Source organism: Campylobacter sp. RM15925 (genome assembly GCF_012978775.1).
Taxonomy (GTDB): domain Bacteria; phylum Campylobacterota; class Campylobacteria; order Campylobacterales; family Campylobacteraceae; genus Campylobacter_A; species Campylobacter_A canis.
In genome coordinates this window covers 12,599-28,215 of record NZ_LIWP01000008.1, presented here as the reverse complement: position 1 = coordinate 28,215, position 15,617 = coordinate 12,599, and the positions used below count along the sequence as shown (strand labels likewise).

Sequence of the window (15,617 nt, the reverse complement as noted above, 5' to 3'; positions counted from 1 at the left end):
CCTATCTTATAGTCCCCTCTAATTCGCTTAAAACTCTATCATTTTGCCACTGTAGTCCTATTGTGATACGAACGGCATTTAGTCCATAACTTTTTAAATCACGTAAAATTATACCTTTTTTTAGCAGAATTTGCGCGATATCGCTTGCATTTAGCTCATTAAATTTATAAGTTATGAAATTTGTATAGCTATTTATAAACTCGATTTGGTTTTTCTTTGCAAATTCTTCATACCTTATCATCTCTTTAAAATTCGCTTCTATCGAGCGCCTTACGAACTCCTCGTCTTTTAGAGCCTCAATCGCCGCTTTAAGACTTAAATTCGTGATGTTAAAAGGCGCCCTAAGCTTGCCAAGCTCGCCTATGACGCTAGCGTCTGCGATACCGTATCCCACTCGCATACCGCCAAGCCCGTAAGCCTTAGAAAAGGTACCAAGATAAATGGCGTTTTTAAATTTCGCTATAAGCTCGTTTGGTTTTATCTCTTTTTTAGCGTCTTTAAATTTTGCAAATTCCTGATACGCACCGTCGATCACCACAAGCACGTTTTCATCAACTTCGCCAATAATTTTATATACTTCATCAGCATCTATACACTCGCCAAGGGGGTTGTTCGGCAAGCAAAGAAATATGATAGCAATCTCGTCTTTATGCGCATTATAAATTTCTCTAAATTCGTTTAAATCATGTTCTTTGGCTTTGGTTTTATAGATTTTAGTACCGGTTTGTTTGGCGTAAATTTCATACATAGCAAAGGTCACTCCCGCCATCAGCACGGCGTTTTTAGCATTTGCCTTTGCATGAACGGCAAATTCTATCACTTGATCGCTTCCCGAGCCTATTATAAGGCACTTTTCATCTACGCTAAATTTCTTTGCAAGTGCAGCTTTTAGCTCAAAATAGCTATCATCAGGATACAAGCTCATCTTGTTTGCATACTCTCTTATAGCTTCAACGACGGCTTTGCTCGTGCCAAATGGATTTTCGTTACTAGCTAGCTTGATCACGTCATTTGCTGCTATGCCAAATTCTCTAACTACAAGTTCGATCGGCTTGCCCGCTTCATAATTTATCAAATTTGCCAAATTCTCGTTAAATTTCATCTCTCATCTCCTGAAATGTAGCTTCCAAGCCAGGTTATCTCATCACCGAATGTCTTTACTTTTTCAATGGCTCTAACGACGTTTTCATCGTCTATATGACCTTCAAAATCTATATAAAAGACAGTCCTAAACTCGCGCTCTTTTATAGGACGGCTTTCAAGCTTGGTTAAATTTATCCCCTCGTCCCTAAAGGCTCCAAGCAGGTCGGCAAGCCCACCGGGACGGTGATCGGTGCGAGCCAAAATAGATGTTTTATTTCTCTGAGCGCGTTCGTTTTTAAAATCACTCAGTATAAAAAATCTCGTGCGATTTGCCATATTATCCTCAATCGTCTCAAACAAAATCGGCACATTATAAAGCTTGGCTGCAATCTTTGAGCAGATAGCCGCCGAATTTGGCTCAGTTGAAGCGAATTTCGCAGCCTCTGCGGTTGATTTTGTAGGGATAAATTCGGCACTTGAAAGCAGATGATCATCTAAAAATTTAAGGCATTGGTTGTATCCTTGCGGATGTGAATAAATACGCTTAATGTCGCCTAAATTCTCGCAAGTACTTGCAAAGCTATGGTGTATATCCATGTAAATTTCAGCCACTACTTTAACGCCCTCAAACCTGCCAAGACAATCAAGCGTCGCACCAACTGCGCCTTCGGTGTTGTTTTCGATAGGAACTACACCGTATTTTGCCTCTTTGTGCTTAAGCTTGGTAAAAACCGACTCAATCGTAGCAAGCGGCAGATACGAGCTCATCGCGCCAAATCTACTCTCGGCAGCCTGATGAGTGTAAGTGCCTTCAGGCCCTAGATAGGCGACTTTCTCGGGCATTTCAAGATTTCTGCTAACTGCGAAAATTTCAAGATATATCGCTTCGATTGCCGATTTATTTAAGATATTTGAGCCGCTACTTTCAAGGCGGTTTAGTATCGCTCTTTCTCGCTCGGGACGATATATAGAAGTGCCGCTGGTCTGCTTTAATTCGCCGATTTTTTTGACAAACTTCATGCGCTCGTTTAATTTTTTTAAAATTTCATCATCAATCTTGTCGATTTCACTTCGCAAATCATTTATATTTTGCATATAGCTCCTTTAAAAACTCAGAAACATCGGCGTAAATTTTATCTACTACGTGTGGCTTAACGCCTGAATTTTTAGCATCCTTTACCTTGCCGCTTAAAACAAGAGCCGTTTTCATGCCAAGCTCTTTTGCGCCCACCAAATCGCCCTTAGCATCATCGCTGATTATCAAAATATCGTTAAATTTAGCCTTTGCATTTTGTAAATTTAATAATTCCAAAGCGGCTTTATAAAACTCCTTGCTTGGCTTTCCGATGACTTCATATTCGCGTCCCGTAGCGTAATTTAGCATCTTGGCTATCGCTCCTACGCCGGGATAGCTTCGATTATTTTTTTTATATATGCTAGTTTCACTCATTGCAATTAGTTTTGCACCGTTTTGCAAAATTTCTATCATTGAAGCGAATTCATCAAATTTAAAGTCATCTCCGCTAGCCACTATCACGGCTTTAGCGAAATTTTCATCAAGCTCATAGCCTAAATTTCTCATGGTTTGTTTGAATTTATCGGCTCCAAAGGCTGCGATTTTACAAGGCGGCAAGATGCTTTCAAGTACGCAAAAAGGATCTATATAAGCACCCTCTTTTATCGCTAGCCCCTTGCTTCTAAGCTCTGCTAAAAACTCATCGCTTTTAAATTTCGTGTTATTTGTTATGACGACATACGGAATGCTTTGCAAATTTAAACACTCAATCAGCTCACAAGCGCCGTTTATGGGGCTTTTGTCACTATCGCTTATCAAAGTGCCCTGAACGTCGATAAATATCACAAAAGATCCTTTTCAAGAGCGATCAGATCTTCAAAACTTTCGCGACGCCTAATCAAAAAATCCTTACCCTCTTTTACGCCAACTTCTGCAGCCCTTAAGCGCGTGTTGTAGTTGCTACTCATGCTAAAGCCGTAGGCTCCTGCTGATTTTACTACGAGTAGATCCTTGCTATCGCAAGTCGGTAAATTTACATTTTTGGCTAAAAAATCGCCGCTTTCGCATACTGGGCCTACTACATCGCAAAGGCTAAAGTCAAATTTGTCCAAATCCTCTTGCTTGCAGCTGCAGACCGCTTGTCCGTCTTTAACTGCAAAAATTTTATGCTCCGCTCCGTAAAGGCTTGGGCGAAGCAAGTCGTTCATCGCTCCGTCAACCACGACAAAGCGCTTTTGTTTATTAAATTTCTCATACAAAACGCTAGTTAAAAAATACCCGCTATTGCCTACGATAAATCTACCCGGCTCACAAACGATCGTTACGTCAAGACCGCTTAAATTGCTTAAAATTCCCTGCGCGTACTCATATAAATTCGGCTCTTTTTCATCGCCATATACGATACCAAGTCCGCCGCCAACGTCAAAAAATTTGATATCGATCTCAATTGATTTTAATTCCCTAAGCAGATTTGAAACGACCTTTGAAGCCTGCACTATAGGCTCTATATCGGTGATTTGCGAGCCGATATGAGAGTGTATGCCGACAGGCTCAAGGAAGGCTGAATTTTTAGCGTGTAAGTACATTTTTTTAGCGGTTTTAATATCAACGCCAAATTTATTTTCATTAAGTCCCGTTGAGATGTAAGGGTGGGTTTTAGCGTCTATATCGGGATTTACCCTTATACTTATGCGAGCCGTTTTACCAAGTTCTTTTGCAACCTTTTCAAGACTATACATCTCGGCTTCGCTCTCTAAATTTATCATCAAAATTTCATTTTCAAGGGCGAATTTGAGCTCATCATCGCTCTTGCCTACGCCGCTAAAAATGATCTGATATTTTTTAGCTCCCGCCGTCAAAGCTCGCCTTACTTCGCCTTGGCTTACGCAATCAAACCCTGCGCCTAAATTTGCAAGATGCTTCAAAACGCTTAAGTTTGAATTTGCTTTAACGGCATAGCAAACCAAAGATTTTCTAGCGTGAAAAGCCTGCTTTAAAGCCTCATATCTAGCGGCTATATAATCAAAATTATAAACATAAAGAGGAGTGCCGTAAGTTTTGGCTAAATTTGTAAAATCCATAAAACTAACCTTGATAGAAATGATTAGATTTTACTGAATTTTCGCCTAAATTTGACTTAACGGTGCTTAAAATAAAGATATAAAGCAACCCCAAATATACAAACTATCGGCAACAAGACTCCAAGCTCCGGCAGTATAACACCGTTATGAGCAAATCTCATGAGTACAAATAGAGCACCCCAAACACAAAGTGTTACTATAATAAACACAAAACTGGCAAGTGCGAGATTAAAAAATCTACCAGTAACAGGCAAGAAATAATAGATTATAAAAACCATTAGAGGCGCAAAAAACGGAGAAAAGGCTAGATTGTACAAGGTGGTTTTAGCCGCATTTAGCCCAACGCCTTCTTTTTCAAATGCAAATATAAAATCAAGCGCGTCTAAAATGGATATGGAGGAGCTTGCCTGATAGGCATTTTCTATGGTTTTTGGTTTAAAGCCCTCCAAACTCTCAAGAGTGTCAAAGTGCTTTATATCAAGCCCTTTTGCGCCAAGCTTTACGATTTCCGGCATAGTAGTTACATTTACATCTTTAAGTAACCATTTGTTATCGCTAAAGCTTGCTTCGTTACCAAAAGTAGCGCTTAGCAGCTTTCCATTAGACACATCAAATATCCTTATGTCTTTTACCGTAGCCGTTACGGGATTAAGCTCTTTGATGTAGATAAATTTGCCCTCAAATTTCAAAAATATATCAGAACTAACACGCGAAATTTGAGAAGTTTTCATCAAATTTCTTTGAAATTCGTAGGAGTAGGCAAAGGGGGTAAAATTTAAGCCGACATACATAAGAGTAATCACAAGAGCAATTATAAAAGGCGGTTTAATAAGCGTGTTTTTGCTAATACCAAGAGCGTAAAAGCTAACAAGCTCGTTGTTTCTAATCATGCTAAATTTACTAACAATCAAGGCGAAAATCAAAGATAGCGGAAGCACGTAATTAACGGCAGTAAGCGATGTAAGCGAGAAATAAAGCAGTCTTAAGTTCGCACTTGTAGGCATGTCTTTTAGATTTGTAAGTATATCGATACCCACGTAAAAAAATATGAGGGCTAAAAATATCACAAAAAACGATTTAAAATATAGCCAGCCGACATATCTTGCATACAAATTCACTAAAACACCTTCATTAAATTTGTCGAATTCTATCTAATTTAAATTAAATCCAGCCTATTTAAAGATAAATTTTAAGTTTCAATTTGACAAATAAGATATTTTTGACTTTTGCAATAATGAAATTTATAAGAATCTTGGGGTTTCTTTTAAATAAATAGTTTTCAACGAAAGAATAAAAGCTGATTTGGGAATTTTTATTGTTTAATTTTAACTCTTTAAAATCAAATTAAAATTTAGGATTTTAATTTAACAAATTCCTTTTTTTGTAGAGTATTTTTGAGAAATACTAGCAACATCGCTCCTAATAAGCTCTAAGACCGCCTCTTTGGTATAACTTAAAACTTTTTGCAAGCATTCATTTTCATCTTCGCTAAATGCACTTAGAACATGGCTTGTGACACTTGTCTTATCGCTTCTGCCTATGCCTATACGGACTCGTTCATACTCGCTTCCAATTAAGCTGTCGATCGATTTTAGTCCATTATGCCCGCCGCTACTACCGCCTATTTTAAATTTAACCGTTCCAAGCTTAAGGTCTAAGTCATCGTGAATTACTATAATGCGCTCCGGTTTGTAAAAATCATTTACCGCTTTTACGCTGTTTCCTGATAGGTTCATGAAGGTTTGAGGTTTTAAAAGAAGCAAATTTGAAAATTTAAAAAGTTGGCCTTGAAATTTGCTAGAACTAACGTCGGTAAATTTCTCGGTTTTAAGTAGGTCTATAAGCATAAACCCGATATTGTGTCTTGTTTTTTCGTATTGTGAGCCGGGATTTCCCAGCCCAACTATAAGGATCAATCTATAAGCCTTAAACTACTTAGCTTTTACGACTCCGACAACTGCAACATGACCGGCATCAACCATGCTAACGCCTGTAGGAACGGTGATATCTCTTACTAATATCGTATCTTCTACGTCAAGCTTGCTAACGTCAAGCACAAATGAATTTGGTAGGTTTTCAGCTGTACATTTTACCGCAAGTCTCTTTTTAGATAGGATCAAAACACCTTTATTTTTAAGGCCGATCGGTGTTCCAAAAGGCTTAACAGGGATTAAGTATTTTGATACTACACCAGGAAGTGCAACTTTTAGATCCACGTGCTTAAGAGCGTTTGTGATAGGATCTTTTTGATACTCCACGATAACGACTTTAAGTACCTTATCGCCAACCTTTACATCAAATGCAAGACTATCTTTTTTGCGCACCTCTTTGATAAATTCATTCACCTTAAAAGCCGCCTCAATATTCTCTAATCCTTTTCCGTAAATGTTCGCGATTAGATAACCATCTCTTCTCAAAGCTTTAGAAGCTTTTTTACCGATACTCTCTCTAACGATACCTTCTAACATCGTTTTCCTTTCATAAAAAATAAATGCCGATTTTAGCCAAAATTTTATAAATTTAGCCTAAATTTAACTGTCCAAGTCTTTAAGCGCGATTACGTCGCGTTTTAACCTTTCAGTGTAATCTTCTTCTCCGCTTGCAAGATCAAGCATGCCCTCTTTTGCTAAATTTGCGTTTTTGATCTTGATTTCAAGGTTATTTCTCTTACTTGATTTTTCCAGAGCCTCTTCAAGGTCTATTATCTCTTCATTGTAAAGTTCAAGCAGATGCTGATCAAAAGTCTGCATACCGTAAGTGTTTTTACTCTGCTCTATCGCGTCATAAATTTCACCCTCTCTGCCATCCATGATCATGTTTTTAATTCTTACGTTTTTAATCATCACTTCAACGGCAGGTCTTCGTGTATTTTGAAGAGTTCTAACAAGTCTTTGAGAAATTATCGCTTCCACAACCGAAGCAAAGGTCATCTTTATACGATTTTGCTCCTCTTTTGGAAACATATTTATAACCCGCCCCACAGTCTCTTTAGCATCCAAAGTATGCAGAGTAGAAAGCACCAAGTGTCCTGTTTCAGCCGCAGCCATCGCTGTTTTTACGGTTTCAAGATCTCTCATCTCGCCAACCAAAATCACATCGGGATCTTCGCGCAAAGATGCACGCAAAGCGTCTGAAAATCCGCTCGCATCTTGCCCTATAGCTCTTTGATTTACGATACTTTTTTGATCGGTATATACGTACTCGATAGGATCTTCAATAGTGATAATATGACGCTTTTTTTGAGCGTTCATTCTATTTATCATACTTGCAAGAGTTGTCGTCTTACCGCTTCCTGTTGGACCGGTAACTAAGATAATCCCACGATTTACCGTATCGCAAATTTTTTCTATTATAGGCGGGAGATAAAGCTCTTCAAAATTTGGAATTTTCGTAGGTATAGTTCTAAAAACCGCAGAAACACCTTCCATTTGGAAAAATATATTTACACGAAAGCGATAATCGTCATTTAGCTTATGGGTAAAGTCGATATTTTTCATATCCACAAGCTCTTTAAAGCGCGAACGCAAAAGCTCTTTTGCCAAAGTAATGCTATCTGCTTGACTCATTATTTCGGTATTCATTTGGCGAATTTCACCGTTAAATCTACCGTAGATATATCCGCCCGATTTTATGTGAAGATCGCTTCCGCCGCCTTCAACAAGCTTTGAAAGATATCCGTTAAGTTTATCTCTTAAGATAAAATCTAATTTACTGACGTCTACTTCAAATTGAGAAATTTCCATAGCTCGCTCCCTAAATTTGGTTTTGTTTTAATGCTTTCATTATCTCTTCATATGCCTGCACAAACTGCTTTATGCCGTCATTTAAAAGCTCTTTATAAACTCTGCTCATATCTATATCGGCTCGTTTTACCACCTCAAAAAATCTCTCGATACTATCATCGCTTGCGGCTTCTTTTGGCTCGCTATTTTGGCTTATAAAAGCTTTGATCGTATCAAGCGGAGCTGTATTGATCGAGTTTTTATACATTAGCTCTTTTACGTAATAATCCTTGCTAAGCTCATCGCCCTTTACGCCGGTGCTTGCAAAGAGCGCTCTTACGTTGGCTAAATTCCTAGCCTCTATGATTTTATAAATTTTAGTAGCATTCATTATGCCGATTTGTCCCGTAGGAAGTGAACTTTGACGCATCTTTTCGTCAAGCAATCTATCAAAACGGCTTACAAAAATACTTATCACGCCTTGAGGAAGTTTTGTATTTGGGAATTTTTTCTCGTAAATTTTTGTTCCGCTCTCAAAGGCTTCAAGGCAAGATATCGCTTGCTCAGGTGAAAATATAAGCGTAGCATTGACTGAAATTCCTCTTGCTATAAGCGCGCTCATCGCTTCAAATCCGGCCTTTGTCGCAGGAATTTTTATCATAACATTTGGCATAGCCATCTCATTAAACAGCCTAACACCCTCTTCTATCGTGCCTTGAGTATCATCACAAAGGTTTGGATCAACCTCGATACTTATAAACCCGTCATCGTCGTTTGCGAAATTTTTTATAAGCTTATTTGCCGCGATTTTGATATCTTGCATAGCAAGAGTCTCGTAGATATTTTTAGGATGTTTTCTCTCGCTTTGCTCTATAGTGCTTTTGTAAGCACTTGAGGTTAAAAAGGCCGATTTAAATATCGCGGGGTTTGAAGTAGCTCCGTTTATCGCACCTGAATTTATAAGTTCTACAAATTCTCCATTTAAAAAATCCCTCTCCACAAAATCACACCATAGCGAAAATTTGACATTACCGTTAAACATCTTTTTGCCTTTTATACTAAATTTATTATCTCTCTTAAATCTTTTTTATCTATACAGTGCGTCGCTTTGGCTCTTAAAATTTCTTTAGCGCAAAAAGCGATTTTAAGACTTGAATGTTCAAACATGGATATATCATTGGCTCCGTCTCCTACACTCATAGTTTCGTCTTTGCTTATGCCTAGCAAATTTTGCAAATTTTGCATCATAGCGCCTTTTGAGAAACCAAACATCATCTCGCCTCCCACAAGTCCGCTTAAAGCGCCGTCTTTTGAGTGCAAGATATTTGCAAAGCTAGCGTCAAATTTAAGCTTAGCTTGCGCCCTATCCGTTCCTGCGTGAAATCCTCCGCTAAAAACGACTACTTTTATGCCTTTGGATTTTAGATGAGCTATCAGATCAAAGGCTCCTGGCATAAGCGGTAAATTTTCACAAATTTCATCTACTTTCTCTACGCTAAGTCCTTTTAGCAGGCTTACGCGCTTAGTTAAACTCTCAAAAAAATCAAGTTCGCCCGCCATAGCGCGCTTGGTTATAGCACTAACTTCATCACCTACTCCTTGAGCCTGCGCTAAAAAATCAATAGTCTCTCCGTCCATCAAAGTAGAGTCAAAATCAAAAACACAAAGTTTTATCAAAATTTAGCCTTTAAAAATCGCGCTTTAAGAGCGACTCAACTTTTAAAATCGTAAGGATATTTTGATCTCTTTTGCCGATTCCATAGATCATGCCTTTTTCTTTCAGCAAAGTCTCAGGCGGCGGATCAATCCTATTCTTTTTAATTCTAATTGCCTCGGTTAGCCTATCTATAACAAATCCCGCCACTCTGTTTTCATCATCTTTCATCACGATATATCTCGTGTTTGCATTAGGCTTTGTGGCGTTTAGCGAAAAACGCTTCCTAAGATCAATTAGCGGTATAACGCTTCCGCGCAGATTAAACACACCTAAAACATACTCGGGCACGCTAGGCACGCGAGTATATTCGATCGGTTTAATAATCTCTTGGATGTTTAAAATCGGTATCGCATACTCCTCGTCTCCTACTATAAATCCGACAAGTTGGACTATCTCGTCTCTATCCTTTTCGCTAGGATCTGAAATTTGCTTTTTCTGTCTTTTTAGAACCTGATTTAATTTGTCATTCATGTTCTATCCTATCATTTTAATATTTTTTCTAACTACGTTTTCAAGGTATTCCGATGAATACGGCTTAGTGATATACTCGGTCATTCCCACTTCAACTCCTCTTAATCTATCCGTCTTTGAAGTCCTTGAAGTAACTGCTATCAGCGGTAAATTTCTATACTTTGAGTATTTGCGAATTTCCGCAGCCAAAGTATATCCGTCCATCCTTGGCATCTCTATATCTATAAGCATAGCATCAAGAGCGTGTTCGCCCGATTTTACTATACTAAGCGCTTCAACGCCGTTTGTAGCTTCTATAACGGTTACGCCAAGCGGCTCAAGCGATCTTTGCATGATATTTCTATCCATCTTGGAATCATCCACTATCAGCACCTTATAATCGCTCGGCTTTTCTTTAGTCGCTTTTGAAGCCTCAAGACTGGCTCTAATATCTACTTTGATATCTTTTGCCATCTCCATCATAGCGGCAACGTCGATTATAAGCGTTACGCGTCCGTCACCTCTTATAGTAGCGCCTGCAATTCCTGGGATGTTTTGCAAGTAATCGCCCATGGATTTTATAACGATCTCTTCTTGACCTACAAGGCTATCTACTATGATACCAAGCTTAGCTTCCGCAACCCCGATGATAACTACATAAGTCTGCTCTCCTCCGTCAAATACCTGCTTAACGCCAAAGATGTCTGAAAGCTTAACAAGCGAAAGAACCTCGTCTCGCAACCTAAGTACGTTCTTGCCGTCGATAGTGTATATATCATCTATAGGCACTCGAACCGTTTCAAGAACACTTGCAAGCGGGATAGCGAAAAATTCCTCTTGAGAGCCAACTAAAAGTGATTGGATGATAGCTAGAGTAAGAGGAATTTTAAGTTTTACGACCGTTCCTTTTCCAAGCTCGCTATCTATATCGATTAATCCGTTTAGCTTTTCTATATTTGTCTTAACGACATCCATTCCTACGCCGCGTCCGCTTACGTTTGTGACCTTTGCCGCAGTTGAAAATCCGGGCTTAAATATAAGACTAAACGCCTCTTTATCACTCATCGCATCAGCTTCACGCTCGGTTATTATGCCTTTTTCGATCGATTTTGCTTTAAGCATATCGGCATCAAGGCCTTTACCATCATCTGCGATCTCAACTACTATGTGATTACCTTCGTTATAGGCTTTTAGCTGAATAGTTCCTTTTTCGCTCTTGCCTGCGGCAATTCTAGTCGCGCCGTCTTCTATGCCATGATCACAAGAATTTCTTATCATATGCACAAGTGGATCGCCGATTTGCTCGACTATGGACTTATCAAGCTCGGTCTCTTCACCCGCGATTTCAAGATCGATCTGTTTATTTAACTCACGACTTAAATCTCTTATCATACGAGGGAATTTGTTAAACACTTTAGCAATAGGAAGCATTCTTGTCTTCATAACCGCAAGCTGGATATCCGTAGTTACAAGGCTTAAGCTAGAAACCACTTGATTTAGCTCTTCAAGGAATTTTTCGCCCTCATATCTTTCCTCTACGTCATCATAAATTTTAAGCAAGCGGTTTTTGCCAAGCACGAGCTCGCCGATTAAATTCATCAAATGATCAAGTCTTTTAACTTCTACGCGTATAGTCTGTTCCGCATCGCTTCCGCCTGCTGAAGGAGCTGGGACTTTCTTCTCGGCTTCTACTTTTTTAGGAGCACTTGGCGCAACAGGTTTAGGCGCAGACTGGACGGCTGCTTTTGGAGCCTCAGGAGCTAAATTTGCACTTGGTGCAGGCGCGCTTGCCGCTTTTTGCGCTCTACGGGCTTGATCTTCCGCTTTTCTTACTTTAAGCAGTCTTTCTATCTCGGCTTCTATCTCGTCATCGCTTAAATTTGATAAATTTTCATCGCTAATCGGCTCAGGTTCAGGCTCGGCTTGCACTTCCTCTACAGGCTCGGCTTTTGGGCTTTCTTGAACCGCGGCTGCGCTTTCGCCCTCTGAAATAGCAGTAAGTCTAGTGCAGATATCATTTATATCTATGCCTACATCGGTGTCGTTTCCATTATCTCTAATTCCGTGCAGAAGCGACTTCATCATGTCGATTGATTCAAGTACGACATCCATGATGTCAGGCGTTATCTTAAGCTCATCTTTTCTAGCTTTGTTTAAAACATCTTCCATATGATGCGTAAGTTTGGTTAAAACATCAAAATTTAAAAACGAAGATGATCCTTTTACGGTGTGAGCAACGCGGAAAATTCTATTTAAAAGCTCCAAATCTTCAGGGTTTGACTCAAGCTCGATAAGGTCATGGTCGATTTGCTCAACTAGCTCAAAGGCTTCTACCAAAAAGTCTTCAAGTATCTCTCTCATATCATCCATATCTTACCCCTATTTCGCTGATTTTTGCGCTTCAATAACACGAAGCACCTCATTATAAAGAATAGTCGCATCAAATTTCGTTAAGTACGCAGCACCGCCCGCCTCTTTACTCTGAGCCTCGCTATAAACATTGCTCAAAGAGGAGTTAAAGATAATAGGTATGTTTGAGTATCTACTATCATCTTTAAGAGTCGCCGCGAAACGGTATCCGTCCATCTGAGGCATCTCGATATCGCTTAATATAATCCTTAAATGTTCGTTTAATTTATCTCCGTACATCTCGTAAAGATCTTTCATCTTAGAAAGTCCTTCGATACCGTCTTTTGCCTCAACTACTTTTAATCCCATCTTTTCAAGAGTATCTTTTACGAGCTTTCTGGCAGTCGAGCTATCATCAAGAACAAGCGCTACGCCGTGAAGCTTCTTAGCCTCATCTATATCAACCTCTATCTTAGGACTATAAATTCCAAGCTCTTCAACGATACTTTCAAGATCCAGTATCAACAAAACTTCATCGTTTTCTATGCGAGTTACGCCTGTTATTTTGCCTTTGTCAAGCGTGCCTGAGCTTGCAGAAAAGCTTGCAGCTTCTATATCCGCCCAATTAATTCTGCGAATTCTTTTAGCTTCATGAACTATAAAACCTATCAAAATTTCGCTAAATTCCGAAATTATTACGCGCGGTTTCATAACGGCTTCTTGCGGCTCTTTTATATTCATCCATTTGGCTAAATTTATAACCGGTATCACTACGCCCCGTAAATCAAAAATTCCTTCTATATATTCAGGAACACCCGGAAGTTCGGTCAAATTTGGCATCTTGATGATTTCGCGGACCTTGGCGACATTTACGCCGTATATACCCTCATATACTCTGTCGCCAGTCTGCTTAAAAATTCTAAAATCAACAAGCTCCATCTCGTTTGAACCGGTCTTTAAAACGTTATCATCAAACATCTTGGCCCCTTGCGCTCTTTAGAGCAAACTTAATCTTTGGTGCGTATTCTACTATAAAATAACTTTGCTCGCATGCAAAACTTGGAACGTTGATATATTGTTGATTTTGAAACTCAAATATATCTCCTTGGTGAAAATGCCCTTCGATTATGATTTCTTCGGTATAATTCGCCACTCTTTTTGCCGCTAAATTTTTAAAATTTGGAATTTTATAAGTTAAATTTTTATGTCGTAATTTTTTAAAAAGTGCTTTTGAAATTTTAAAATTTAACAAATTATCAATAAAATTCATACATTTTAAAAATGGTTTGAGCCTTAAAAATCTCAAAGCATATTTGCTAACAAAAGGCAAAAATATATCTCCGTGCGCAATAGCCACGTTTTGCGCGCATTCGCTCTTAAATTTGACAGGTTGCGCAGCGATCGGAAAGACTCGCACGTTTTTTAAGATTTTTGAAAGGTTAAAGTCGTGATTTCCTTCAAAATAATAAATTTCCATCCGCCCTGAAAGCTCATTTATAAGCCTTATATGCTCGCTTGCAAATTTAAGCGGATAATCGCAGTAATCCGATAAAAAATCAAACATATCACCCATCAAAAATAGCTGCGGAGCGCAAATTTTGCCCTCTTTTAATGCTCGTAGAAATTTTAAAAATTCGGGGCGATTTTCGTTAGCGTGAGAATCGGCTATAAAAATCGCGCCATTTTTTATCGTCAAATTTTGCATTTTAAGGAAGACAAGTATAAATAGGAAGTGCCGTATCTTCGCTAAATCCGCAGATTAAATTCGCATTTGCAAGAGCTTGCGAGCTGGCACCCCGCAAGAGATTATCGATGGCTGAGTTTATAAAAATTTTATCCTCGTGCACATAAGCCGTTATATCGCAAAAGTGCGTTCCGGTAACGCTTTTGATGCTAACGGGCTCATTTTTAACCCGCACGAATTTTTCAGCTTCATAAAATTTATTTAAAATTTCGCAAGGATCTATCTTGCTAGCAAGTTTCGCATAAACACTTACCAGCATTCCGCGCGTTATAGGAAGCAAGTGAGGCACGAAAAGCGTGGGTATTTGCCTGCCTGCAATAAGTGAAATTTGCTCTTTTATCTCGTCGCTATGGCGGTGCTTTATCGGATTATAGGCGTTTGCGTTTTCATTCACGCTCACAAAATGGCTTGTCGCGCTTAGTTTTTTGCCCGCACCGCTAACTCCGCTTTTTGCATCTATTATCACGCCAAATTCCATGTCGATAAATGGCAAAAACGGCGCGATAGCCAATATCGAAGCAGTCGGATAACATCCCGGATTTGCGATCAAATTTGCTCTTTTTATGCGTTCGCGGTTTAGTTCTACTAGTCCATAAACCGCACTTGATAAATTTTCAGGATCTAGGTGCTCGCAGTAATTTTTCTCATAAAGCTCAAGACTCAAGCGGTAATCGGCCGAAAAATCAACAACCTTAACGCCAAATTTCAAAAGCTCTTTTGCATACTTCATCGCCTCCTGATGCGGCAACGCCAAAAAGACAAGTTCGCATTTTTTAGCCGCTTGGCTTGCGTTTGCAGCGCTTACTTCAAACTCGAAAACGCCTTTTAAAGATGGGAAAATTTCCTCTATCCTAGAAGCAGAGCTTGCAGCAAGGTAAGCGATCTTAAATTCAGGGTGATTTAAAAGCAGCTTTATAAGCTCAAATCCCGTATATCCGCTAACGCCGATGATGCCTACATTTATCATCTACTCTCCAAATTTGATAGGTTTATAGCTAACGGAGATGATCTCTATCTCGCTTGCGCCGTTTGGCAAATTTAGCGTCACGTCATCGCCCTCGCTCTTGCCTATAAGCTGCCTGCCAAGGGGTGAGTTTATAGAGATTAAGCCTCGCTCTAGGTTGCTCTCAGGCGTTCCTACCAGAGTATAGGACTTTTCTATCTCGGTTTCAACGTCCATTATCACAACCGTTGAGCCGAATTTCACCTTATCATGCTCGTATTCGCTGGGATCTATAACTTTTGCTCTGCTTACTATGTCGCTAAGCTCGGCGATCCTGCTTTCTATGAAGGATTGCTTCTCGCGGGCTGCGTGATATTCGGCATTTTCTTTTAGATCGCCATGACTTCTTGCGATGTCGATCTCTTCAACTATGCGCGGACGATCCACGGTTTTTAAATTTTTAAGTTCGTTTGTGATTTTTTCGTATCCAAATATAGTCATCGGTTCAGTCAT

16 protein-coding genes are annotated in these 15,617 nt (G+C 39.3%); all 16 read right to left on the bottom strand.

Annotated features, from left to right (window positions below; genetic code table 11):
- Nucleotide 1: 1 nt before the first annotated feature.
- Nucleotides 2-1,102, bottom strand: coding sequence for a histidinol-phosphate transaminase (gene hisC / locus CDOM15925_RS06120; RefSeq protein WP_169942156.1), 1,101 nt, complete (start codon nucleotides 1,100-1,102; stop codon nucleotides 2-4).
- The gene (gene pheA, locus CDOM15925_RS06115; protein WP_169942154.1) at nucleotides 1,099-2,178 is read right to left on the bottom strand and encodes a prephenate dehydratase; all 1,080 of its coding nucleotides are present in this window, start codon (nucleotides 2,176-2,178) and stop codon (nucleotides 1,099-1,101) included. The genes hisC and pheA overlap by 4 nt, the downstream gene beginning before the upstream one ends.
- Nucleotides 2,162-2,944 (bottom strand): HAD-IIA family hydrolase, encoded by a 783-nt coding sequence (locus CDOM15925_RS06110; protein WP_169942152.1) that lies wholly within the window; start codon nucleotides 2,942-2,944, stop codon nucleotides 2,162-2,164. The genes pheA and CDOM15925_RS06110 overlap by 17 nt, the downstream gene beginning before the upstream one ends.
- Entirely contained in the window at nucleotides 2,941-4,179 is a 1,239-nt protein-coding gene (gene lysA, locus CDOM15925_RS06105; RefSeq protein ID WP_169942149.1) for a diaminopimelate decarboxylase, read from the bottom strand. Before lysA ends, CDOM15925_RS06110 begins: the two co-directional genes overlap by 4 nt.
- Before the next feature lie 56 nt (nucleotides 4,180-4,235).
- Nucleotides 4,236-5,297: an LptF/LptG family permease gene (locus tag CDOM15925_RS06100; RefSeq protein ID WP_169942148.1), complete on the bottom strand. Its 1,062-nt coding sequence runs from the start codon at nucleotides 5,295-5,297 to the stop codon at nucleotides 4,236-4,238.
- A gap of 246 nt (nucleotides 5,298-5,543) precedes the next feature.
- Nucleotides 5,544-6,095 (bottom strand): aminoacyl-tRNA hydrolase, encoded by a 552-nt coding sequence (pth, locus tag CDOM15925_RS06095; RefSeq protein WP_169942146.1) that lies wholly within the window; start codon nucleotides 6,093-6,095, stop codon nucleotides 5,544-5,546.
- 15 nt (nucleotides 6,096-6,110) lie between these two features.
- Complete coding sequence (locus tag CDOM15925_RS06090) at nucleotides 6,111-6,647, bottom strand: 50S ribosomal protein L25/general stress protein Ctc (protein ID WP_169942144.1); 537 nt, start codon at nucleotides 6,645-6,647, stop codon at nucleotides 6,111-6,113.
- Between the two features lie 63 nt (nucleotides 6,648-6,710).
- Complete coding sequence (locus tag CDOM15925_RS06085; protein ID WP_169942142.1) at nucleotides 6,711-7,922, bottom strand: type IV pilus twitching motility protein PilT; 1,212 nt, start codon at nucleotides 7,920-7,922, stop codon at nucleotides 6,711-6,713.
- 10 nt (nucleotides 7,923-7,932) lie between these two features.
- Nucleotides 7,933-8,943 carry a transaldolase gene (locus CDOM15925_RS06080; RefSeq protein ID WP_169942140.1) on the bottom strand — a complete coding sequence of 337 codons (1,011 nt, stop codon included), beginning with the start codon at nucleotides 8,941-8,943 and terminating at the stop codon, nucleotides 7,933-7,935.
- An 11-nt stretch (nucleotides 8,944-8,954) separates the two neighbouring features.
- Nucleotides 8,955-9,578 carry a phosphoserine phosphatase SerB gene (gene serB / locus CDOM15925_RS06075; RefSeq protein WP_169942139.1) on the bottom strand — a complete coding sequence of 208 codons (624 nt, stop codon included), beginning with the start codon at nucleotides 9,576-9,578 and terminating at the stop codon, nucleotides 8,955-8,957.
- Between the two features lie 10 nt (nucleotides 9,579-9,588).
- Nucleotides 9,589-10,089, bottom strand: coding sequence for a chemotaxis protein CheW (locus CDOM15925_RS06070; protein ID WP_169942137.1), 501 nt, complete (start codon nucleotides 10,087-10,089; stop codon nucleotides 9,589-9,591).
- A 3-nt stretch (nucleotides 10,090-10,092) separates the two neighbouring features.
- A complete protein-coding gene (locus tag CDOM15925_RS06065; RefSeq protein ID WP_169942135.1) occupies nucleotides 10,093-12,438 on the bottom strand; it encodes a hybrid sensor histidine kinase/response regulator in 2,346 nt (781 codons plus the stop codon).
- Between the two features lie 9 nt (nucleotides 12,439-12,447).
- Nucleotides 12,448-13,395: a chemotaxis protein gene (locus tag CDOM15925_RS06060; RefSeq protein ID WP_169942133.1), complete on the bottom strand. Its 948-nt coding sequence runs from the start codon at nucleotides 13,393-13,395 to the stop codon at nucleotides 12,448-12,450.
- Nucleotides 13,388-14,122 carry a UDP-2,3-diacylglucosamine diphosphatase gene (locus tag CDOM15925_RS06055; RefSeq protein WP_169942131.1) on the bottom strand — a complete coding sequence of 245 codons (735 nt, stop codon included), beginning with the start codon at nucleotides 14,120-14,122 and terminating at the stop codon, nucleotides 13,388-13,390. The genes CDOM15925_RS06060 and CDOM15925_RS06055 overlap by 8 nt, the downstream gene beginning before the upstream one ends.
- 1 nt (nucleotide 14,123) lies before the next feature.
- The gene (argC, locus tag CDOM15925_RS06050; protein WP_169942129.1) at nucleotides 14,124-15,128 is read right to left on the bottom strand and encodes an N-acetyl-gamma-glutamyl-phosphate reductase; all 1,005 of its coding nucleotides are present in this window, start codon (nucleotides 15,126-15,128) and stop codon (nucleotides 14,124-14,126) included.
- On the bottom strand, nucleotides 15,129-15,617 hold the full coding sequence (greA, locus tag CDOM15925_RS06045; RefSeq protein ID WP_169942127.1) for a transcription elongation factor GreA: 489 nt from the start codon (nucleotides 15,615-15,617) through the stop codon (nucleotides 15,129-15,131).